Genomic DNA, 20641 nt, shown 5'->3' on the forward strand with positions numbered 1-20641 from the left:
CTTCCTTGGTTGGGAAGAAGGGCTGTTGGAATCTCCATCGATACGCTGAAAATTACCAAGCCGCCACGACTTCATAGGCATAGCCCACGAGGTATTCAGTCTCCGGGATGGTGGCCAGGATGGGGTGGTCGGGGCGCTGAGTATAGACAGCAATGCGTCGCAGCGTCTTGCGGGCATCCACAGCCGCGTCTTCGATACTGGCATGAAACTCACCTGTGCTGACGTGATGACTGCAACTGTAAGTGGCCATGATGCCGCCTGGCTGGAGCATCTTGAGAGACCGCAGATGGATCTCCTTGTAACCGCGCATGGCGTCCTTCACCTTCTCTTTCGTCTTGGTGAATGAAGGGGGATCCAGGATGATGAGGTCATACGTCGCCCCGGCAGCTTCCTGGGTTTTGAGGAAATCAAAGCAGTTAGCGGCGATGAAGTTCACCTTGGCACCGGAGATTTCGGCATTCTTTTTCGCAAGTTCGGTAGCGCTTTCGCTAATGTCCACGGCGGTCACTTCTGCGGCACCTGCCAGGGCGCACGCCTGGGCGAAGCCACCCTGGTTGCTAAAGCAATCCAGCACCCGGCGTCCTTTGGCCAGTTTGGCTGCATGCTGGTAGTTGTCCAACTGGTCCAGATACAAGCCTGTCTTCTGGCCTTCTAGGAGGTCGGCATGGAACGCGCTGCCTTCATGCCTAACCACAAACGTTTCAGGGCTTTCACCATGGATCACGCCTTTCACCTGCTCCAGCCCTTCAGCCTTGCGAACGCCACCTTCATTGCGCTGGACGATGCCCTTTGGGGAAAAAATCTGGACGAGCGCCTGAATGATCAGGTCCTGGCGCATAGCCATGGCCAGGGTCAGCGTCTGCAGAACCAGAAAATCACCATAGCGATCCACCACAACGCCAGGCAGCCCGTCGGACTCACTCCACACCACGCGGCAAAGGGAGGTATCCACACCAGCATCTGTGCGTACTTTTAGCGCGCGCTCGATGCGGCGGATGAAGAAATCCAGGTCCAGATCCTGACGGCGGTAAGAAAACAGCCGGACGCTGATTTGCGACTGAGGATTATAGATGGCGCTGCCCATCGGTTTACCTCGGGCATCCTGAAGCTGTACCACATCCCCGGGTTTCGGATCTCCAAAGCGGCCCTTGATTTCGGTGGCATAAACCCAGACATGACCGTGAAAAATGCGTGCGCGAGGCTGGATGGAAAGAGTGGGCATGGGAATGAGGAAACCGAAGTGGTGAACCTTTACCCATGGCGGAGGATGTGTGCCGGTTCAACCCCAAGTCCTGCATTGATCACTGATCGAGCAGGTGCGGCGTTTGGCCACGAACTGGAAACTGCTGGCGCAATCTAAAGCTGTTTCAAGATTTCTTGCTGCGCGCGGTCTTCGGCAGTGAGTGCCTGGGCGGGGATCTCTGCGTAGGCGCGGAGGGCGAGGGCGGGCTGCTGCTCCTTGAGGTGGGCCTGGATAAGGCGGCGCTGGGCGGCGAGGTCTTCAGGGAAACGGCGCATGTAGTCCTGCCAGAGCACGGCGGTGGAGCCGTGAGTCTGTGCGGCTGCAGCAGCCAAGGTGGCGGAAAAATGCAAATCCCGCTGCCGGGGGGCGGCACGCAGCCGCTCAGCCAGGACCTTGTGAGCGATGGACTCCGTCTGCGCCAGTTGCAGCACGGTGAGCTGCATTTCCGGGCGATCCAGGGCGACAGACAAGGCGGTTGCAGCCTCCGCTTTCAGGGCTGGGGTGGTGGCTAGGGCGCACAGGCGGGGCAGGGCCAGGGGACTGCGGGCGGCAGCCAGCCGGAGGTAGGCGGCAAAGGCGATCGTCGCAGGCTGCTCTTCATCACAAATGGCAGCCTGACAGGTCAACCAGCGTACGTAATCCGGATGGATGTCGGTTTCAAAAGCCAGCTTGGCGGATGGCAGGTCATGCTCTGGAAAGCTCTGCAAGTGACGCTCCAGTATGGGCAGAAGTCGCGAGCCCTGATGTGCCCGGCGGGCGACGAGGTAGGCGCGGTCGAGCAGTCGTTCTGAGTACGGGCTGCCGCCGGCGAGATCGCTGAGCTGCTGGGACAGGGCTTCGGGGGTGAGGCCATCAGCCAGCATCAGCGCCAGTTCCAGGTCGCGTGCTTCCTCCAGGTCCGGGTGGGTGCCGCTGTCCTGATGTCGCTGGATCCACACATGCAGGGCACGCATGGCGGGGGCGGTGTTGCGGGCGGCGCGACACGCGTTGGTAAGTTGCTGAAGAGTTTCCCAGGTGGCGCCGGGAAGTTCGGTGGCTCGGCCCAGGATGGTGACGGCACCGGGTGCATCTCCCTGGGCAAGGGCGCGGCGGGCTAGCAGCCCTAGGGCGGAATGACGAGCATCATCGCTGAGCCGGTCACCCGAGGCGGCGATCATCAAATGCACCTCAAGCAGGTCCACTGGCTGCGCATGGGCTAACCAAGCGTGCAATAAAAAGTCCCCCCACTCTGGCCCTAGAGTGGAAATGGGTCCTCGATACACGGTCAGATGTCTCACCTGGCCGACCGGTGGCATGGACACCCAGTCTGCAAGTGCCTGGAGTTGATCCTGCGGCAGACCCACCAGTCCCATCAAGGCGGGCATTGCTGTGCCGTCGGGAGCTTTGGCCAAGTATGGGACGATGCGTTCCTGCATGGTCTGGCGCTGCTGGGCCTCCCTGTCATCCGTCTGCCGTGGGGCCAGCCGCCAGGTCCACACACCTGCGAGTATAAAATAGAGAAGGAGCAGCAATCCTGCAGTGCGGCGTGTGGCGTGCGTCATGGAGTGGGAGAGAGAGATCGGCAAATGGAGAAAGGACTGTCGTTTTTACCGCATGGCGGCCTGCTGGCTGTTCAGCACCTCCAGCCGGATGGTGGTCTGCGCAGGAACGGTCACTTCCACTTGGCCCTGGGCATCCGCCAAGATGTACTGTGGCTGGTCCGAAGTGAAGATTTGGCACATGGCACCGGGCTGGATTCCTGCAAAGGCTAGCTCCACCGGCCGCAGGTCCGCCACCTGGAGAAGTGCGCGGTGATGCCCGGCCTCCAGGTAGCGCACGTGGCCGCTGCTGCCTGCCAGCCGCAGATGCGCGGGGCTACCTTCAGGTGTGAGCAGCAACTCCGTGCGGCGACGGCCCAGCGTGTGGATATACAGATCCTCCCCACGCCGGGTATAACCAGCAATGCCGATGCTGCGATCCAGGTCCGGTATGCCGGCGCTGGCGGGCAGGCGCAGGGTGCGGGCATGGCCTGCATTGACGATGATCCAGTGGCCTTCCCCCTGGATGAAAAAGCGTGTCCGGGAGGCATCGCGAACGAGTTTGGCGTGGTCGGCAGAACTCATGGCATGGAGTGGCTGGGCGGCGCACCAGTCCAGCAGCCGCTCCATTTCCCAGAGTCCGGCCTCGCTACTGGCATCGTGAAAATTCAGTGCCACATGCACCGGAGCCATCCATCGCGAGTCCTGCGCCTCCGCCTGGGCGATGAACGCTGTGGCATCCAGTGCGCCGGGGCGGCGTAGGCTGGGGGCCAGGGACTGGTGGCTCTCCGCACGGCCCCAGGACATCGCTATCGGGACGGGCGTGCGGCCAAGCAGGTCGCGCTGCCAAACTGGCAGCACATTTTCCACCCCCATGCGGTGGCTAAAGGCGACGGCTGCTGGAGTGAGTACACTCCCCTCAGGCCACAGCATCAGCTCCACATGACGGCCCGCAGGCAGTAACTGGCGGTGGATGTAGGCCATCGTCCCGGCCACCTCACGCTCCATTTTTGGAGAGGCAGCCCAGTCCTTGGGACGGGTCAGACTGGCGGAGGCGGCATGTACCTGCGGCAGGGCGAACAGGCTGCGGGCGGCTGTTTCATAACGCAATGCATCACGGGGATCCAGCCCAGGATTGAGGCCACGCAGGTCTCCCTCACACACAGCTACGGTGAAAGGCAGGGAGTAGCGGGAAAGGATGCGCTCCGTCATCACCTCCGCCGCAATGGGTAGGCCCTTCATGCTGGTGGTCTGGGTAAAGCCCTCGCTGCTAATCTGCGGCACCAGCAGGCGGCGACCATTCTGACTGGCCACATCCATTACCGGTGTGACAGGTCGATTGCCTAACCAATGGTTTAGAAAAGGCAGCGGTTGCAGTTGCGGTCCGGCCACCCTCGCCAGAGTATCCATCCACAGGCCGCCCCAGGGAGCCAGGAAGACCTGATCAAAAACGCGGCTCGTTTTACCACCGTTGGCCTGTAAGGAACTGAGCACCCGTGCCCCGGCAGGAGCCTGGAGATCCCGAAAATCCTGGGTACGCGGGCGGACTGCTCCGGCTTCTTGAAGCCAAGCATGCTCAATGAGGCGTAGGCGTGCCGCCTCCCCCACCGCCAAAGATTTACCACTGCCGCCCAGGCCCAGCTTTTGTGCCCAAGCCTGAAATTCCTCATCATTGCCCCAAGGCGCACCGGTGAGCAGCAGCGGTACTTGCTGGCTAATAAGGCCATCTGCCAGGCCTAGCAGGGCAGCCTGCTGCCCAGGTTGCGGAGCCAGCGTAGCATCCAAGATGACACCATGGACCTGCGCCATCTCTTTTTCCCAAACCGGCTGTGCCGCGATGCCCGCATCCACATACCGCACCTGATAGCCCAGCCACTCCAGGCTGCCATGGAGCACCCGCGCAGTAAAAGTTTCCCCCGCAGCCCCGGAATGGATCACCAGGATGCGCCGGGTGATCTCCTGCAGCGGCCCCAGATGGGTACCATCCAGCGCGGGGGTGGTGAAAAAAGGCACCGCACCCATGCCTCGGAAATGTTGAGCACGCTCAGCGATGTCCGCCTTAGAAACACCCACATCGGCGTAATCCACCACCAGCGGACGCACTCCCAGCCGTTTCACCTCACGGATCCGCTGGTCCCGATAGCCCGCAGATTCAAGATCCCCAACAAACAGCACCCCTTCCAACGCTCGCCGTGCCTCTGGCACCAGGTCCAGCCCGCCTTCGATGACGAGCTGTTTGTCTGGGTATGCCTGGTCTAGGCTGGCGATGGCCGCTAGGCACCCGGCACGCTCCGCATCCTGGCTGATTGTCTCCAGCCCGGTCAACACGAAACCGTCAAAACCACGCTCCGCCGCCGACTGCACGATCTCATGCACCACCAGGGCCACCCAATGGGGATGCGTAGCATCCAGTCGCACGCGGCCTTTTTCAGTCGCCTCTAATAGTGGGACACCCACGGATCGTGCTGCCTTCGCCGCGGAGGAGTCTGCGGCCACCTCAAAGATATTCACCCGCGCCAGCATTTTATTTCCCAGCGTCTGCTGGTCTTCCAGGTTCACCTTCGCCTGGGCATCAACGATGCAGAGGTCAAAGGCGCTGAGCATCACCGCATCCGGCTGTGGGGAAAGGTCCATCATCAGACGGATGGGATTGACCGCGCTCAAAACGCCTGTTTGAAGCAGCATGACCATACAAACAAGGCTTCGAAGGGTTGATGGAAGAGAATACATGACGCGGCAGGTTCTATCAAATATGATAATATCACCATGGTAGCGTCTCAAATTATGGAATCAATAGTCGTCGCGGAGGTTTACAAACTACTTACCTTCTGGATCTCCCTCATTTCCTTCCTCTTCCTATTCGCGCTTCAGCAGATCATTGGCGGGATCAAATCTTGGGTATTCAAGCCTGGTTATTTATATGGGAGTGAAACTCAGACGCGGGGATGAAACTGACAGGTGCCGAGGCCAGGCCATGTACATCTGCGGCCAAATTTGATCAAAAACCCATGGAAAGCGTTTTCCAAAGCATGAATTTCCTCTTGCCAATGCCAAGTTCCGTGGTTTCTTCGCGGCCCTTTTAACATTCCAAACACAACCCGCCTGACAAGGTGTCGGGTTCCACAACTGACCATGAGCGAAGCTACTACCAGCCCCAAAGAATTCAAACTGCACGAAAAAGACACCGGCAGTGCCGACGTGCAGGTCGCCATCCTGACGGCGCGCATCAATGAATTGACGGGGCACCTGACGATCCACTCCAAGGATCATTCCACACGCCGCGGCCTCCTGAAGATGGTTGCCCGCCGCCGGAAGCTTCTGGATTACCTGAAGCTGACCGCCAACGAGCGCTACGTGAAGCTCCTCAAGAGCTTGAGCCTGCGCCGCTAATCAAATTTTCCCAGCGACAAGGGGTGATGCACAAACATCACCCCTTGTTTGCATTTAATCTCAGTGACCGTGACTGGATGCGTTTCGCATCCCCGCCTAGCACCCCATTAGGGATCACGCAGGCATCGGCATTGAATACTTCGCGCAGTGCAGCGCCCCACTCCCCTGCGTGACCTGCTCACGCTGAGCTGCCTGCCAATCTATTCACCCTCAGCCCGCCTCCGCCAGGCCTATGCCTGCGCACTGGGCGCTGAAATCCGGGAATACACCTGCCTGACCGGCCGTATTCCCATTCCTTCCCCAAACAACAAACACATACATCGCCACCATGGCTATCCATAAAGTAACAACTCCCTGCGGTTCAGGGATCATCGAAATCGAAACAGGCAAGCTCGCCCACCTCGCTGATGGCGCGGTGACCGTCCGCCTGGGTGACACCATCGTCATCGTCACTGCCGTCTCCGCCACCAAGATCAAGGAAGGTCTCGACTTCTTCCCTCTGTCAGTGGAGTACAAAGAAAAAGCCTCTGCTGCTGGTAAGTTCCCCGGTGGATACTTCAAGCGCGAAGGTCGCCCAACAGAAAAGGAAATCCTGACCTGCCGCATGACGGACCGCCCATTGCGCCCGTTGTTCCCGAAAGGCTACCTTTACGAAACCCAGATCGTTGCCCTCCTGCTCAGCGCAGACGGACAGAATGATTCGGACATCCTCGCCATCAACGGTGCATCTGCCGCTCTTTGCGTGTCTGACATCCCCTTCGCAGGCCCTATCGGTGCCGTGCGCGTGGGTCGCGTGAATGGCCAGTTCGTCGCCAACCCGACGCACAGCCAGCGCGAAGTGAGCGACCTGGACCTCGTTTACGTCGGTAACAAGACTGACGTCATCATGATCGAAGGCGCGGCCCTGGAAATGCCAGAGTCCGACTTCATCGCCGCCCTCCACTTCGCCCAGGACGCCATCCAGGGTCTGGTGAAAGCGCAGGAAGAGCTGGCCTCCCTGGCTGGCAAAGTGAAGCGCGTGGTGCCCCTCATGCTCGTCAAAGATGAGCTGCTGGAAGTCGCCTACGAAATCGCCGGAGACCGCATCGAAGGTGCCCTTTATCAGCCAAGCAAGATCGCTCGCAGCAAGGCTGTCGGCGCTCTCAAGGACGAAGTGGAAGCCGCCATCAAAGGCCGTTTCCCTGAAGCCTCCGGTTTTGATATCAGCCAGGCTTTCGATTACCTCCAGAAGAAGGCTTTCCGCATCTCCATCCTGGACAAAATGAGCCGCTGTGATGGCCGCGCCATCGACCAGATCCGCAATCTCTCCGGTGAAGTCTCCGTCCTCCCTCGCACACACGGCTCCGCCCTGTTTGCCCGTGGCGAAACCCAGGCCCTTTCCATCGCGACACTGGCCCCGGCCGATGAAGCCCAGGAGATGGACACCTACGCCGGCGGCGTGGACAGCAAGCGTTTCATCCTTCATTACAACTTCCCTCCCTTCTCTGTGGGTGAGTGCGGCCGCTTCGGTGGTCAGAATCGTCGTGAAATCGGCCATGGTGCCCTCGCTGAGCGCTCCATTGACGCCGTGATCCCGCCAAAGGAAAAATTCCCCTACGCCATCCGCATCAGCAGTGAAGTGATGGCCTCCAACGGCTCCACTTCCATGGCCTCCGTTTGCTCTGGCGTCATGGCCCTCCTGGATGCAGGTGTGCCTCTGATCCGCCCGGTGGCCGGTATCTCCGTCGGTCTCGTCACTGAGTTCGAAGGCGACAACATGAAGCGTTACCTGACGATGATGGACATCCTGGGCTCCGAAGACCACTTCGGCGACATGGACTTCAAACTTTGCGGCACGGACGTCGGTGTGACCGGTTACCAGCTTGACCTCAAGCTTCCTGGTATCCCTCTGAGCATCCTGGAAGAAGCCATCGCCAAGGCCAAGAACGGCCGTGGTGAAGTGCTCCGCGCCATGGCCGATGCCATCAGCGAAGTGCAGCCTCTGAGCCCTCACGCCCCACGCATCGAAATCCTCAAGATCAACCCAGACAAGATCGGTGAACTCATCGGTCCTGGTGGCAAAAACATCAAGGGCATCCAGGCTGAGTCCGGCGCTGAAATCAGCATCGAAGACGACGGCACCATCTACGTTTACGCGACCCGCCGTGAAGGTCTGGAGCGCGCCATCGAGATGATCGGCGGCGTCTCCCAGGAGATCGAACCGGGCAAGATCTACACTGGCAAAATCGTCAGCACGACGAACTTCGGTGCGTTCATGAACCTCGGTGGTAAAAAGGACGGCCTGATCCACGTGAGTGAACTGGCTGACTTCCGCGTGAACCGCGTGGAAGACGTCGTCAAGGTGGGTGACATTGTCACCGCCAAGTGCCTCGGCATCGACGAAAAAGGCCGCGTGAAGATGAGCCGCAAGGCCGCCATGAAGGAGAAGGACGACGCCGCCAAGGCCGAATCCGGTGCACCTGTCACCGCCGAAGCAGAAGACCTCGGCTAATTCAGCATCGTTGGTTAGCCAACGCCTACACATTCAGCGGCAGTCCGGGAAACCGGCTGCCGCTTTTTTATTGAGGATGACCGAGAGGCTTTGCCAATGGGGTGTTTGTCTTCGGTACTCCCCTATCCTCAATTGGCTGGGACGAAACCGCGGGCGACTTGGGCGGTGGTTTCGAAATCCGTGAAGGTCAGGGTCAGGTAGCGGATTTTGGACTTGAGAGGTTCCTTCAGGGTGGGGGCGACAATGAGGGTGTCGTTCATGAAGATGGAGATGGGTTTATTGAGGTTGTTCTCCACCACGGTCTGGGTTTCACTGAGCTTGGCGCTTGTAAAATAGACGCGCAGTTGGGGGTTGGAGTCGTATTCCAGTTCGATCTCCACATGATCTACGTCCTTGGGCTTTAAGTAGAGGGAGCCGCCAGGTTCTGCTCCCTGGCTGGAGGTGAGGATGAGGGAGACGAGGGTGAGGAGAAGGTACTTTTTCATGGGTGGAGAGGGCCGCCCTGGGGAGGACGGGCCGATGCCTGGCCATGCCAGCAAGTTCGCTTCCAAGGACCGGAGTTATACCCGGTACCCTGCCTTCAATACCTCAAAATGGTATGTTTGGGGGATGTCACCCGGCTACGAGGTCGTAACCGCGCCAGTCTTTAATGGTGACGTCGGCAAAGCTGCCGATGGGCAGGCTCTTATCCACAAAGACGGTGGTATCGATGTCCGGGGCGTCCATCTCACTGCGGGCGACACCGGGTTCCTCGATAAGAACACGCATGGTTTTGCCGACTTGCTGGCGGTTGACGTGCTCGACGCTACGCTGGATGGCGCGCATGGCCTCGCTCCAGCGGGCTTTGCGGGTCATGTGGTGGATCTGGCCTTCCATTTTGGCGGCGCGGGTGTCTTCTTCACGGGAATAGTTGAAGACGCCGGCGCGCTCGAATTTTTCGTCTTCGATGAACTGAACGAGCTCGTTGAAATCGGCCTCGGTCTCGCCAGGAAAGCCGACGATGAACGTGGTGCGGATGGCGATGCCGGGGATGCCGGCGCGGATGCGTTTGACGAGGTCGCGGATGTAGGCGCCGTCGGTTTCACGCTTCATCAGGCTCAGCATGTTATCGCTGATGTGCTGGAGCGGCATGTCGATGTAGCGGGCGACCTTGGGACTTTCGGCGATGGCGGAGATGAGGTCATCGCTCCAGTGTGCCGGGTGGGTGTAGAGCAGGCGGATCCAGAAGTCGCCTGGGATGGCGTTGAGCTCGCGGATGAGGGTGGAGAGGGAGTCCCCCTTGGTGGAGTCCACGCCGCTGCGAGGCTTGGGCCGGTCTTCGGTCCATTTGTCCATGCCGAAGTAGGTGGTGTCCTGGGAGATAAGGTTGATCTCCTTGACGCCGCTTTCGATGAGCTGGCGGGCTTCTTTCACCACGCTTTCCTGCGTGCGGCTGCGGTGGCGGCCACGGATGCGAGGGATGATGCAGAAGGAGCAGGGGTGGTTGCAGCCTTCGGCAATCTTAATGTAGGCGGAATGCTTCGGCGTGAGGCGGAAGCGGGGCGTGTCAAAGTCCGGGATATACTGGGGCTGGCGGGTGACGTGGTTCTCCTGTACATCCGTGCCCATGAGCCGCTGGATGATGGGAGCCACCTGGGTGATCTGATCCAGGCCGATGAAGGCATCCACTTCCGGCATGAGGCCGGGCAGCTCTTGGGCGAAGCGCTGGGAAAGGCAGCCGGCCACGATGATCTTCTGGCGTTTGCGGTTAGCCTCCTCACGGGCATCCACGGCTTCATGCACGGCACCCACGCTTTCCTTCTTGGCCATATCAATGAAGGAGCAGGTGTTAATGATGAGCACATCGGCAAGATCTGCCTCCGGGGTCATGGTCATGCCTGCCTGCTGGAGGTGGCCGACCATGATTTCGGAGTCAATGAGGTTCTTGGCGCAGCCGAGGGAGACGAGACCGACTTTGATCATAGGGGGGATGAGAATACGGGTAAAAAGCCAGGAGGAAAGGAGAAGATGGTGCGCCCAGATGAAAGTCGTGGTGCGAATGTTTGAAAACAAGCCCTAGCAATCGCTGGAAATATGCGAAGCACCCACGTATATCCTCATCAGCCATGTCTCTCGCACGTTTATTTCCTGCCCGCGCCATCCTTTTGTGTGTGCTCGCCGCCCTTACCATTGGGGTTGGCTGGGCGCAGACGCCGCCGCCTGCGGCTCCGCCCGCCCCGCCTTCACCTCCGGTACCGCCTGTCCCTGGGCAGGAGGGCCAGCGCATGGCCATCCCGGATGATCTGCTGGGAGATGAGCATGTGCGGGAAGAATTTGGTGTAAACCAGTTCACCACACCCAGCATTCGCAAGCTATTTGAGATGCTGGACGGTCTGGGCAAGCTGTCCTATGATGCGTTAAAGCGTCCTATTACACGGCAGACTCCTTCGGACCGCGTCCTGGTCTCCCTGGGATTGGGCACCTTGATTGCGGATGGATTCCTCATCGTCCAGTGTGAAAAGGTGGAGGCCATGGAAGATGTGGGCCGCGCGCTGATCAAGTATGCCAAGGTGCTGGGCACGGGCAGTCGGATGAACCGCCATACCCAGAGCCTTTTTGAGCACAGCATTGAGGGCCAATGGGACAAGCTGCGCACAGAACTGGCGCTGACCCAGGCGGATGTGGAGGCTGAAATGGTGCAGCTTCGCGATGTGGACATTGCCCACCTCGTGAGCCTGGGCGGGTGGTTGCGGGCATTCGAGATCGCCACTCGCAGTGTGCAGGACAATTACACGCCGGAGAAATCCCTGCGCCTGCTGCGCAAGGACATTGCCGAATATTATTTGATGAGCCTAGAGCACCTGGGTCCGCGTTTGCAGAACAATGCCTCCCTGAAGGCTCTGCGTGAAGGTTTCCAAGCACTGATCCCGCTGATGGATGTGCCCCAGGACCAGCCACTGACGCAGGAGCAGGTGAAAGCGCTGAGCGACCAGGCTGCCAAGCTGGCTGGCGTGGTCACTGGTGCAATGAAGAGCTGATCCGTCCATTCAATCATGTCCCAACTTTCCCCCGAACAACTCGCCCAAGTAGAAATCTGGGCTGCCGATGGTGCTAACCTTAACCTGGTGCAGGACCGTCTGCGGACGGAGTTTGGCATCACGATGACATATCTGGACGCCCGCCTGCTGATGCTGGATGTGGGAGTACGCATCAAGGACAAACCGCGTGAGGTGGCCAAACCTGCTGATCCAGCACCGGCTGCACCGTTGACGGGTGAGGCTTTCCCTGCTGAGGATGAGACGTGGAATGAGAACTTCGACGATGTCTCCACCGAGCAAATGCCCTCTGCGGGCATTACCATGAGTGCGGACCAGATCACTATTCCCGGTGCCCTGATCAGCGGGAAGGTGACGTTTAGCGATGGGGTGAATGCCTCCTGGTTTCTGGACCAAATGGGCCGTCTCGGCCTCAGCGGCGCACCGCAAGGGTATCAGCCACCGCCGGTAGATGTGCCGCAGTTTCAGCAGCAGCTAGACCTCTTTCTACAGAAAGCCGGGCTGTAACCGCCTTCTTTCGGTTTTTTTTACAGAGGATGGACGGCTTTGTGCGTTCTTGACGGAGGTAGCCGCGTGCTGCCTCCGTAGCCTATATTGAGAATGAGTCACCCAGGACGTCCTTCAGTCACGGTTTCAGCCGATTCGCTGAGCCCGCCGACGCATCATGCGCTGGCGATGCTGGACTTGGCTCTGGAGCCCGCCGTTGAAGGAGGGGATGTGGGGCTGCTGGAGCAGACAGGGGATATCATCGGCAGTTACACGCTGGAAAAAAAGTTGGGGGAGGGCGGCTTCGGCATTGTCTGGCAGGCAGTGCAGACTGAGCCGATCCGTCGAACAGTGGCTTTGAAGGTGATCCGACCGGGCATGGACTCCCTGGCTGTGCTGTCCCGCTTTCGCACAGAGAGGCGGGCGCTGGAGCGGATGTCCCACCCGAACATCGCGCTGGTGCTGGATGCCGGGACGACACCGTTGGGTCGGCCATTCTTTGTGCTGGAACTGGTGAAGGGCCGCGCCATCACCTCCTACTGTGAGGAAGCTGGGCTGGACAGGCGGCAGCGCATCAGCCTGTTCATGGATGTGTGCCGGGCTATTCAGCATGCGCACCAGCGGGCGGTTCTGCACCGGGATTTAAAACCTTCCAACATCTTGGTGGCGGATGGAGATGACGGGCCGGTGGCCAAGGTCATCGACTTCGGCATCGCCAAGGCTCTGAGTGAGGATGCGGACTCTCCTGACAGCCTAGGCCATACCCTGCGTGGCATGGTGCTAGGCACGCCGGAATACATGGCCCCGGAGCAGGCGGCCATGGGAGTAGAGGCGGTGGATGTTCGGGTAGATGTGTATTCGCTAGGTGCCATCCTTTATCAATTGCTCACCGGGGTGCCGCCGCTGGAGGCGGAAGCTGGGACGACTCAAAAGACCTCCCTCACCGCCATGCTGCAACGCATCTATGAGGTGGATCCTGTGCGACCTAGCGTGCGTGCCCGCCAGCGCCAGGCGCAGGGGAAGCATTCACCTTGCAAGCCGGAAGAGCTGGTTGGGGACCTGGACTGGATCATCCTCAAGGCTTTGGAGAAGAATCCTGAGCGCCGCTATGACTCCGCCAATGCGCTGGCTGATGATCTGAAGCGGCATCTGGAGGATGAGCCTGTGAGCGCCGGGCCACCGGACCGATGGTATCGTTTTCAAAAGTTGGTTAGGCGTAACCGTACGGCCTTTGCAGTGGGGACTGTCATCGGTGTGAATGTCCTCATTCTGGCCTGCGTGAGCACCCTCGCTTTCATGCGGGAGTCTGAGGCACGGCGCAATTCGGAGAGGCTGCGCAGTGTGGCGGAATCGCAGTCCCGCAAGGCGCATGCGCTGACTGGTTATCTCACGGAACTATTGACCAAGGCGGGGGAGTTCGTCAGCCAGGGGAAAAATCCTGAAGCACTGCGCTTGGCTCTGAATGAAAGCGTGAAGGAGGTAGAGCAACTCAATGCCGAGCCGGCGCTGCAAATAGAAGTGCTTGAGCGGCTGGCCAACATCATGATGGCCATGGGGGATGCGCGCAGCGCGCTGCCGCTGGTCAAACGTCTTCATGAACTTATGAAGACGCATCATGGGGAGGCTGTGCCTAGGACATTGGCTGCGCAGTTGCTTTTGGCCCGCGCTTATTCTGAGATTGGGGACAAGCCGGAGGCACTGCGCCTGTATCAGCAGATGGATGCAGCTTGGCTAACCCTGGGACCGTCTTATAGCGCCCAGCGGCAGACAACCGCTAAATATCATGCTCGTGAACTGGTGCGGCAGGGGCGGGGAAGGGAAGCCATGGCACTGGTACAAACGGACCTGCTGACCGCTTCCAACGATGCGCGAGAAAAATCGCTTGGCCTGCTGTTCATGGCGGACCTTCAATCCGGCATGAAAGACTATGAAGGGGCTGAGAAAACTTTGTTAGACGGCCTGCGCCTCGTGGACAGCTTGCCGATTGACCAAGGGGGTTCCCGACGTATTTTTCTGCGCTCTCTCTCCCGGGTGAAGGCCAGCCAAGGGGATTATGTACAGGCAGCAAAACATCTGGAAGATATTATTCAAATGGGTGCTTCAGCCCAAGGTGCTGATCACCACTCCCTGGTGGCGCGCTGGATCGAGGTGGCGCATCTGTACCTGAAGACAGACCGGGTGCAGGACGCCTTCCGTGCTACGGATGAAGCGATGCAGATCAGTCGTCGCCAGGACAATAACGTCCTGCTACCCCGCGCACTGAGGGCTGCTGCGGAAGTGCGTGAAAAGGCGGGCCAATTTGAGGCCGCGCTGGCCTACCGGAGAGAATGCATGGAGATGGAGCGGCTTTATAATACTGACCGTGGAAAGTGGATCTATGAGCTGTCTCAGATCGTCTTACTGGAGTCGAAGTTGCATCTGTATGATGATGTGAAAAGGGATGCGGCTTTGCTGTGGCAACGGTCCCAGACGGAGCCTGCGGTGACGACTGATCCCCCTTTCATGCGATCAATCTGCAAAATTCTTACTGAGGCCTGTGAAAAGTGGCAAAAAGCCACAGGCAGTCTGGCATTCCAAGACGATATACTGGAGTGGAAGACCCTCACAGCTCAAGGCGTGGTGCAGCAATAATCAGGCCCGCTTCATGCTAGGTTGAAGGTTGACCACGACCACCTCCGTCCTATCCGTCCACTCCATGTTTTCCATCCCGCGTTCCAGTGGCATCCTCCTGCATCCGACATCACTCCCAGGGAGGTTCGGCATCGGGGAAATCGGGCCGGAGGCTCACCAGTGGCTGGATGCCCTCCATCGCATGGGGCAGAAGCTTTGGCAGATGCTTCCGCTTGGGCCCACGGGCTTTGGGGCCTCACCTTATCAGAGCTTATCCAGCTTCGCCGGGAATCCGCTGATGATCAGCTTTGATGCGCTGCGCAATGACGGGGTGCTGAAGCCCCAGGACCTGGCCATGATCCCAGCCTTCCCGGATCACAAAGTGGATTTCCTGGCGGCAGATGAGGTGCGTTCTGCGTTTTTGAAGCTGGCCTGCCAACGCTTCATGGCCCAGTGTGACAGCAGCCCGCTCCTGCAGCATGCCTTTGATGCTTTCTGTGAAAGGCAGGCGGACTGGCTGGATGATTACGCGCTCTTCATTGCCATTAAGGCTGAGCAGGGGGGGCGCACCTGGAACGACTGGCCACCGGAGTTGTCCATGCGCCACCCAGAGGCGATGGCGGATGCCATGGTCCGCCTCAGTGAAGCCATCGAGGAAGTGAAGGCACAGCAGTTCTTCTTCTTCCGCCAGTGGCAGAAGTTGCATGCCAGGGCGCAGGAACTGGGCATCAGCCTCATCGGTGACATCCCCATTTTCACTGCTCATGATAGCGCCGACGTGTGGGCGCGGCCGGACCTTTTTGAGCTGGATGAACGGGGCAATCCTATCGTTGTGGCCGGCGTGCCTCCAGATTACTTCAGCGCCACTGGCCAGCGCTGGGGAAACCCGCTTTACAAATGGAGCGCGCATGAAGCAGAGGGATTCGCCTGGTGGAAGGCGCGCCTGCGCAAAACCCTGGAGATGGTGGACATCGTCCGCATCGACCACTTTCGTGGTTTCGCCGCCTACTGGGAGATCCCGGCAGCGGAGCCGACGGCCGTCAATGGTCGCTGGGTGGGCGCTCCTGGGGATGCCCTTTTTGAAGCTTTAAAAGGGGAGATGGGAGAGCATGTGCCCGTCATTGCCGAGGACCTCGGCATCATCACCCCGGACGTCACCGAGTTGCGCCTGCGCCATGGATTCCCCGGCATGAAGGTTATGCAGTTCGCCTTCGGTGCGGATACGATTTCAGAAGATTACATTCCAGAAAATTATCCGGATGAGTCCGTCGCCTACACCGGCACGCATGACAATGACACTGTGCAGGGCCTGTTTAACAGCGGCGTGGGAGACGATACCACCCGCACTGCCGAGCAGGTGGAAGCAGAGCGCCGCACCATCCTTGGTTATACTCACACGGACGGATCCGACCTGCACTGGGACTTCATCAAATGCGTCTGGAATTCCCGCTCCCGTATGGCCGTGGCACCCGTGCAGGACCTTATGGGCCTGGGCAGTGAATCCCGCATGAACACACCGGGGAAAATGGGGGACTTCTGGAGCTGGCGCTTCACCTGGGACCAGCTCACCCCGGACATCGAAGCCCAGATGCTGGCCATCACCCGCGAGGCGGGTCGCTGAGACTTGGTATTGCCTCCTTCTGCGTCATGCCATCCACCAGCAGGCATGAAGCGGCACATTTCTTTTGAAGACCCATGCCCCGGCAGCCGTTCATTCTGCCCCTTCATGAAGTTCCTTGCTTGCCTTTTCATCGTATCTCTCGCCTGCACCGCCTCGGCTCAGCGTGCCCTGCATGTGGACCCGGCTAATGGAAATGACATCAATGATGCCATCAGCGCCCCAGTGAAAACCATCGCCCGAGGCATCCTGCTGGCGGAGCCTGGAGACACCGTGCATCTGGCCACGGGCACCTACTTTGAGAGTGTGAACCTGGCGGGAAAAAAGGGCCTGCCTGGACAGCCCATCACCCTGGACGGTCATGGTGCCATCATTGATGGCAGCGAGCCTGTCAACGCCACTGAATGGGAGTCCCTGGGCCAGGGCTTATATCGTAAGACCGATCTCCTGCCTGGGCTGACCCCAGCCGCCCTGAGACGCTGGTATTTCCTCTGGGATGGCCGCATGGATACCATGGGCCGCACCGCCAAAGGCCCCAGTGCAGCCCTGAAAAAAGTGGCGGAGCTAAAGCCCGGTGAATGGACCTATGAAGAGGCTGAAAAAGCGTTCTATATCAAACTGACGGATGGACAGTCCCTGGATGTCGCCCGCCTCCGCTACCCCGCTCGCAGCAACGGCGTTAGCCTCTCGGGCCAGGGGCGCCATCTGACTGTCCGCAACCTTACTTGTACCCATGTTTGGAACGATGGCTTCAACATCCATGGAGACCAGTTGGACACCGTCTTCGAAAACATTACCGCCATCGAATGTGGAGATGATGGATTCAGCGCCCATGAGACCGCTGAATGCCGTATTAATGGCTTCACCAGCCTGCGCAATTCCACGGGTCTTTGTGACATCGGCTCCAGCGTCACTCATTTTAAAAATATTTTCATTAGCGGCTGCTATGGACATGATGTTTTCTTCCATGGCAACACAGCCCACAGCTTGGAAAACGCCCTCATAGAAAGCCGGGCAGCCCACGTCATTACCGTTACCCACCGCGGCAGCGAAACGAGTCAGGCCCCCTGCCGTGCCACTTTTAAAAACGTCCTGCTGCGCCGTTTCGAAAGCCAGGCTGGTGAAGTCCGCATCACCGGTCCCTGTCAGATAGAAATGCACGGATGCACCCTTTTTGATCTGTCCAGCCAAGTCAGTGCCGAGGCCACTCTGTCGATGACTAATACCCAGTTAGGCCCGCCCGCGTCCGCTTCTACCTGGGGTGCGGATGCCGCTGCACTTGAGGCGTTGCGGCGTGAATAAAAGGGATGAGTTTAGCCGCAGGGGGCATACACTATACCCCATGCTTGCAGCAGTCGCGTAGCACGCTGCTCATCGCTCACGCGAGGGCAGCTTGTGCGGTACGGATGGCGGCATCGGGAACGCTGATGGCGAGCATGTTGGTACGCATCTGGCGGCCGATTTTGCCGTTGTTGTCCAGGATCTTAGCCACGCATTCACCAGTCTCTTTGGCCGTGAAAGCGCGGTAGGCGCAGTTTCTGGAGAGGAGCATCTCAGCATTGCCTTCTTCCTGGCCGGGTACGACGTAATCAATGACGGCGGGAATGCGCGCGGCCAGGACTTCATGAAGGATGGCACCGCCAGCTTTGCAGATCACCACATCATGCGTGCGCAGCAGCTCGGGGATTCGGGTGGTCCAGCCGATGATTTCCACTGGGGCATCGGGCATGGCATCGGTAAATTTACGCAGCACATGGTAAAGGCGGGAGCTGTGCTTGCCTACAGGGATGGTGAGCTGGACATCCTTCCTCAAAAGCGGTTTTAATGAGGCCAGAGTGGCTGCCACATGTCGTGCGGTCGTGGAGGGCAGGTATAGAATGCGCTGCACGCCCGGGCGGGTGGCTTCCGGCGGTAAGGTCTCAGTGAATTGCAGGCTGACAGGGAAGCCGGTGATGCGGATTTTTTCACGCGGCACTCCCAGCTTTTCCACCACTTCCTTCGTTTCGGCATCGGCCACGCAGTAGAGATCGCTCGGCTGCATGAGCCAGATGCGGTGAACGCTGATGGAATCGGTGATGATGGTGACTAGACGAGGCACGGGCTCCCCCTGCTTGCGCAGGGCATCCAAAAGAGCGGCATACAGCGGATAAGTGCTGATGATGAGGCGGGGCTGAAGGGCTTCGATCTTTTCCTTCAGTCCGCGCACGAGCGGGGCCAGCCAAGCGCTGTCCTGGGGGTCCACATCGGATTTTTCCAGCATGTGATAAACCATGCGCCAGCCGCTGGGGAAATGGGTAATGGCCTGCTGGTAGAGATTTTTCAGCAGGGTGGCGATGCGGGGCTGGACCTCGCTGACGAGGTCGATGGCCTGGATATCCTCTCCTGGGTAAAGTTGCCTAAGCGCTTCAGCCGTGGAAAATGCGGCGGTGTTATGCCCATCGCCAAAGCCTGCTGTCAGCACTAAAATCATAGGCCTATGGCTGGCCGGAAATCGGCAGAACTCAAACTAAATGTCAGAGGGCTTACTCCTTGCTGGCAAACAGTCAGACCTCCAGCATACTGCGGGCATGAATAAAGGCAGTGCTCTTCTGGCTCTTCCCCTCCTGCTTCTCGCCGCTGTTTTCTTCGCTGCTTGTGGGTCCTCCACTGGCCGCTCCAAGATCGCGATGTGGGAATCCCGTTATAATGACAAGGCCCTGGGCCGTGTCACGCCGGATCAGCTCCTCCGTGAGGTGGGGCTACAGACGGACTTGATCCCACCTGGTAAGGCGGGCCGCTACAAGTACCGGCCGATGACGCCGCGCTACATCACCATTCACAGTACTCAAAATTACACGGGCAATGCCTATAACCATGCCCTGGCGCTGAAGCGCGGTGCGCTGCGTGCCACCAAGCGGGTGGGGGGGAACCGCATCGGCTTCCTGACCTGGCATTTTACCACCCAGTCCAATGTAGCCATCCAGCATCTGCCCTGCCGGGAGCAGGGGGAGCACGCGGACTTCGATGGTCCGGGGAACAACTACAGCATCGGCATTGAGATGTGTGAGCACCGTGGCAATGACATCGCGCTGACCATTGATAAAACCGCCCGGCTTTCCGCTTACCTCATGTATACATACGGGATCCCACTGAGCCATGTGGTGCCGCATTATCACTGGCCGCGTATCAGCCCCAGCATCAAGGACCCTCATAAAAACTGCCCACATTTCCTACTGGACCGCGGCCGCCCTGGTGCCACCTGGCAGTGGTATTTACGCCGGGTAAACCTGCACTACAGCCGTCTGATTCCGGGTCCGGCTCGTAACCTGGGCTGAATGAGGAGTGATTGCCATGAAGATGTGGGCCGCCATCCTTTGTCTGGGCTTGTCTGCGGCTGCCTTGTCGGCGGAGGTGGAGGAGCCTCCAGCGGTGCGGGTGGCGGTGTTTCAGGATAAACGCATCCATGAGAGCAGCGGCATCGCCCGCAGCCTGAGGCACGCGGGGGTCTTCTGGACCCATAACGATTCGGGCGGGGAGCCGTGCGTGTTTGCCATTAATCGAAAGGGTGAGACCTTGGCCAAGATCCGCCTGCCGAAAGCGGCCAATTTCGACTGGGAGGATATGGCCTCTGGATACGATGAGGATAACCGGCCCTGCCTTTATATTGCGGACATCGGGGATAATCTGAAAGTGCGCGCCAGCCTGCAGATCTACCGGATTCCTGAGCCCGAGCTGCCTGACGATCCCGGCAAGGAGGAGGACAGTGCAAAACCGGAAATCTGGCACCTGGGCTATCCAGATAAAAGATACAATGCGGAGTGCCTGCTGCTGCATCCACAGACGCGTGAGATCCACATCCTAACCAAGGAGGAGGACGGCCATAGCACGCTTTTTAAGTTACCAGACGGCCCTCGCCATTCCGGCCAGGCATTCATGCTGGAAAAGGTAGGGCATGTGGACTTTCCAGCCCTGCCGCGCCTGGGCAAGAGGCCTGGTATCGCCTGCCAGACCAGCGGAGGTAGTATCTCCCCGGATGGTCGGCGGGTGGTCATCGCCACTTATAGTTATTTAAATGAGTGGCGTTTGAACCCTGGCCAGACGCTCGCGCAGGCGCTCCAGGGGCCGCGGCACCTCATCTTACCACCGCTGACGCCTCAGATGGAAGCCGTCTGCTATGATGAGGACAATGCTTCTCTGTGGTTCACCTCCGAGCTATTACCTTCACCTTTGTATCATTTGAAAAGAAACTAGTCTTGGCTTTTTCTAGTCTAT

General features: G+C 59.1%; 16 protein-coding genes. 10 read left to right on the forward strand and 6 right to left on the reverse strand.

All coding sequences use genetic code 11. From position 1 onward, the window contains the following. Positions 1 to 52: 52 nt before the first annotated feature. The 3 genes from EI77_RS20480 to EI77_RS20490 form a co-directional block, all read right to left on the reverse strand. Entirely contained in the window at positions 53 to 1222 is a 1170-nt protein-coding gene (locus EI77_RS20480) for a class I SAM-dependent rRNA methyltransferase (protein WP_133797177.1), read from the reverse strand. A gap of 134 nt (positions 1223 to 1356) precedes the next feature. Beyond that, on the reverse strand, positions 1357 to 2784 hold the full coding sequence (locus EI77_RS20485) for a hypothetical protein (RefSeq protein ID WP_133797178.1): 1428 nt from the start codon (positions 2782 to 2784) through the stop codon (positions 1357 to 1359). 45 nt (positions 2785 to 2829) lie between these two features. Next, complete coding sequence (locus tag EI77_RS20490) at positions 2830 to 5445, reverse strand: hypothetical protein (RefSeq protein ID WP_133797179.1); 2616 nt, start codon at positions 5443 to 5445, stop codon at positions 2830 to 2832. Positions 5446 to 5892: 447 nt separating this feature from the next. On the opposite strand from EI77_RS20490, the gene rpsO reads away from it, so the two are divergent. From rpsO to EI77_RS20500, 3 genes are all read left to right on the forward strand, one after another. Next, positions 5893 to 6150 carry a 30S ribosomal protein S15 gene (gene rpsO, locus EI77_RS20495; RefSeq protein WP_133797180.1) on the forward strand — a complete coding sequence of 86 codons (258 nt, stop codon included), beginning with the start codon at positions 5893 to 5895 and terminating at the stop codon, positions 6148 to 6150. Positions 6151 to 6297: 147 nt separating this feature from the next. Then, positions 6298 to 6492, forward strand: coding sequence for a hypothetical protein (locus EI77_RS23640; RefSeq protein ID WP_208300431.1), 195 nt, complete (start codon positions 6298 to 6300; stop codon positions 6490 to 6492). Continuing rightward, a complete protein-coding gene (locus EI77_RS20500) occupies positions 6479 to 8641 on the forward strand; it encodes a polyribonucleotide nucleotidyltransferase (RefSeq protein ID WP_133797181.1) in 2163 nt (720 codons plus the stop codon). Before EI77_RS23640 ends, EI77_RS20500 begins: the two co-directional genes overlap by 14 nt. Positions 8642 to 8769: 128 nt before the next feature. On the opposite strand, the gene EI77_RS20505 is transcribed toward EI77_RS20500, so the two are convergent. Then, entirely contained in the window at positions 8770 to 9126 is a 357-nt protein-coding gene (locus tag EI77_RS20505) for a hypothetical protein (RefSeq protein WP_133797182.1), read from the reverse strand. Positions 9127 to 9253: 127 nt separating this feature from the next. Then, positions 9254 to 10603, reverse strand: a complete 1350-nt coding sequence (gene rimO / locus EI77_RS20510) for a 30S ribosomal protein S12 methylthiotransferase RimO (protein ID WP_133797221.1) — start codon at positions 10601 to 10603, stop codon at positions 9254 to 9256. Between the two features lie 143 nt (positions 10604 to 10746). Here rimO and EI77_RS20515 point away from each other — a divergent pair, with 143 nt between their 5' ends. The 5 genes from EI77_RS20515 (at position 10747) to EI77_RS20535 (ending at position 17692) form a co-directional block, all read left to right on the forward strand. Next, positions 10747 to 11658 carry a hypothetical protein gene (locus EI77_RS20515; RefSeq protein ID WP_133797183.1) on the forward strand — a complete coding sequence of 304 codons (912 nt, stop codon included), beginning with the start codon at positions 10747 to 10749 and terminating at the stop codon, positions 11656 to 11658. A 15-nt stretch (positions 11659 to 11673) separates the two neighbouring features. Beyond that, positions 11674 to 12183 carry a hypothetical protein gene (locus EI77_RS20520; RefSeq protein WP_133797184.1) on the forward strand — a complete coding sequence of 170 codons (510 nt, stop codon included), beginning with the start codon at positions 11674 to 11676 and terminating at the stop codon, positions 12181 to 12183. A gap of 93 nt (positions 12184 to 12276) precedes the next feature. Then, positions 12277 to 14793, forward strand: a complete 2517-nt coding sequence (locus EI77_RS20525) for a serine/threonine-protein kinase (protein WP_133797185.1) — start codon at positions 12277 to 12279, stop codon at positions 14791 to 14793. Positions 14794 to 14821: 28 nt separating this feature from the next. Continuing rightward, a complete protein-coding gene (malQ, locus tag EI77_RS20530) occupies positions 14822 to 16393 on the forward strand; it encodes a 4-alpha-glucanotransferase (protein ID WP_243838968.1) in 1572 nt (523 codons plus the stop codon). Between the two features lie 105 nt (positions 16394 to 16498). Further along, complete coding sequence (locus EI77_RS20535; protein WP_166647398.1) at positions 16499 to 17692, forward strand: right-handed parallel beta-helix repeat-containing protein; 1194 nt, start codon at positions 16499 to 16501, stop codon at positions 17690 to 17692. Between the two features lie 76 nt (positions 17693 to 17768). On the opposite strand, the gene EI77_RS20540 is transcribed toward EI77_RS20535, so the two are convergent. Beyond that, on the reverse strand, positions 17769 to 18860 hold the full coding sequence (locus tag EI77_RS20540) for an MGDG synthase family glycosyltransferase (protein WP_133797187.1): 1092 nt from the start codon (positions 18858 to 18860) through the stop codon (positions 17769 to 17771). A gap of 40 nt (positions 18861 to 18900) precedes the next feature. On the opposite strand from EI77_RS20540, the gene EI77_RS20545 reads away from it, so the two are divergent. Both EI77_RS20545 and EI77_RS20550 read left to right on the forward strand, forming a co-directional pair. Next, positions 18901 to 19704: a peptidoglycan recognition protein family protein gene (locus EI77_RS20545; RefSeq protein ID WP_243838970.1), complete on the forward strand. Its 804-nt coding sequence runs from the start codon at positions 18901 to 18903 to the stop codon at positions 19702 to 19704. A 16-nt stretch (positions 19705 to 19720) separates the two neighbouring features. Further along, the gene (locus tag EI77_RS20550; RefSeq protein WP_133797188.1) at positions 19721 to 20620 is read left to right on the forward strand and encodes a hypothetical protein; all 900 of its coding nucleotides are present in this window, start codon (positions 19721 to 19723) and stop codon (positions 20618 to 20620) included. Positions 20621 to 20641: the final 21 nt, after the last annotated feature.

The organism is Prosthecobacter fusiformis, from assembly GCF_004364345.1.
Classification (GTDB): domain Bacteria; phylum Verrucomicrobiota; class Verrucomicrobiia; order Verrucomicrobiales; family Verrucomicrobiaceae; genus Prosthecobacter; species Prosthecobacter fusiformis.

What these genes read in the sequence shown, in the direction of transcription:
- EI77_RS20540 (WP_133797187.1), bottom strand. Translation starts at nt 18,860, where the DNA reads ATGATTTTAGTGCTGACAGCAGGCTTTGGCGATGGGCATAACACCGCC.
- EI77_RS20500 (WP_133797181.1), top strand. Translation starts at nt 6,479, where the DNA reads ATGGCTATCCATAAAGTAACAACTCCCTGCGGTTCAGGGATCATCGAA.
- EI77_RS20545 (WP_243838970.1), top strand. Translation starts at nt 18,901, where the DNA reads ATGTCAGAGGGCTTACTCCTTGCTGGCAAACAGTCAGACCTCCAGCAT.
- EI77_RS20520 (WP_133797184.1), top strand. Translation starts at nt 11,674, where the DNA reads ATGTCCCAACTTTCCCCCGAACAACTCGCCCAAGTAGAAATCTGGGCT.
- EI77_RS20485 (WP_133797178.1), bottom strand. Translation starts at nt 2,784, where the DNA reads ATGACGCACGCCACACGCCGCACTGCAGGATTGCTGCTCCTTCTCTAT.
- EI77_RS20535 (WP_166647398.1), top strand. Translation starts at nt 16,499, where the DNA reads ATGAAGTTCCTTGCTTGCCTTTTCATCGTATCTCTCGCCTGCACCGCC.
- rimO (WP_133797221.1), bottom strand. Translation starts at nt 10,603, where the DNA reads ATGATCAAAGTCGGTCTCGTCTCCCTCGGCTGCGCCAAGAACCTCATT.
- EI77_RS20505 (WP_133797182.1), bottom strand. Translation starts at nt 9,126, where the DNA reads ATGAAAAAGTACCTTCTCCTCACCCTCGTCTCCCTCATCCTCACCTCC.
- EI77_RS20550 (WP_133797188.1), top strand. Translation starts at nt 19,721, where the DNA reads ATGAAGATGTGGGCCGCCATCCTTTGTCTGGGCTTGTCTGCGGCTGCC.
- EI77_RS20515 (WP_133797183.1), top strand. Translation starts at nt 10,747, where the DNA reads ATGTCTCTCGCACGTTTATTTCCTGCCCGCGCCATCCTTTTGTGTGTG.
- EI77_RS20480 (WP_133797177.1), bottom strand. Translation starts at nt 1,222, where the DNA reads ATGCCCACTCTTTCCATCCAGCCTCGCGCACGCATTTTTCACGGTCAT.
- EI77_RS20525 (WP_133797185.1), top strand. Translation starts at nt 12,277, where the DNA reads ATGAGTCACCCAGGACGTCCTTCAGTCACGGTTTCAGCCGATTCGCTG.
- rpsO (WP_133797180.1), top strand. Translation starts at nt 5,893, where the DNA reads ATGAGCGAAGCTACTACCAGCCCCAAAGAATTCAAACTGCACGAAAAA.
- EI77_RS20490 (WP_133797179.1), bottom strand. Translation starts at nt 5,445, where the DNA reads ATGCTGCTTCAAACAGGCGTTTTGAGCGCGGTCAATCCCATCCGTCTG.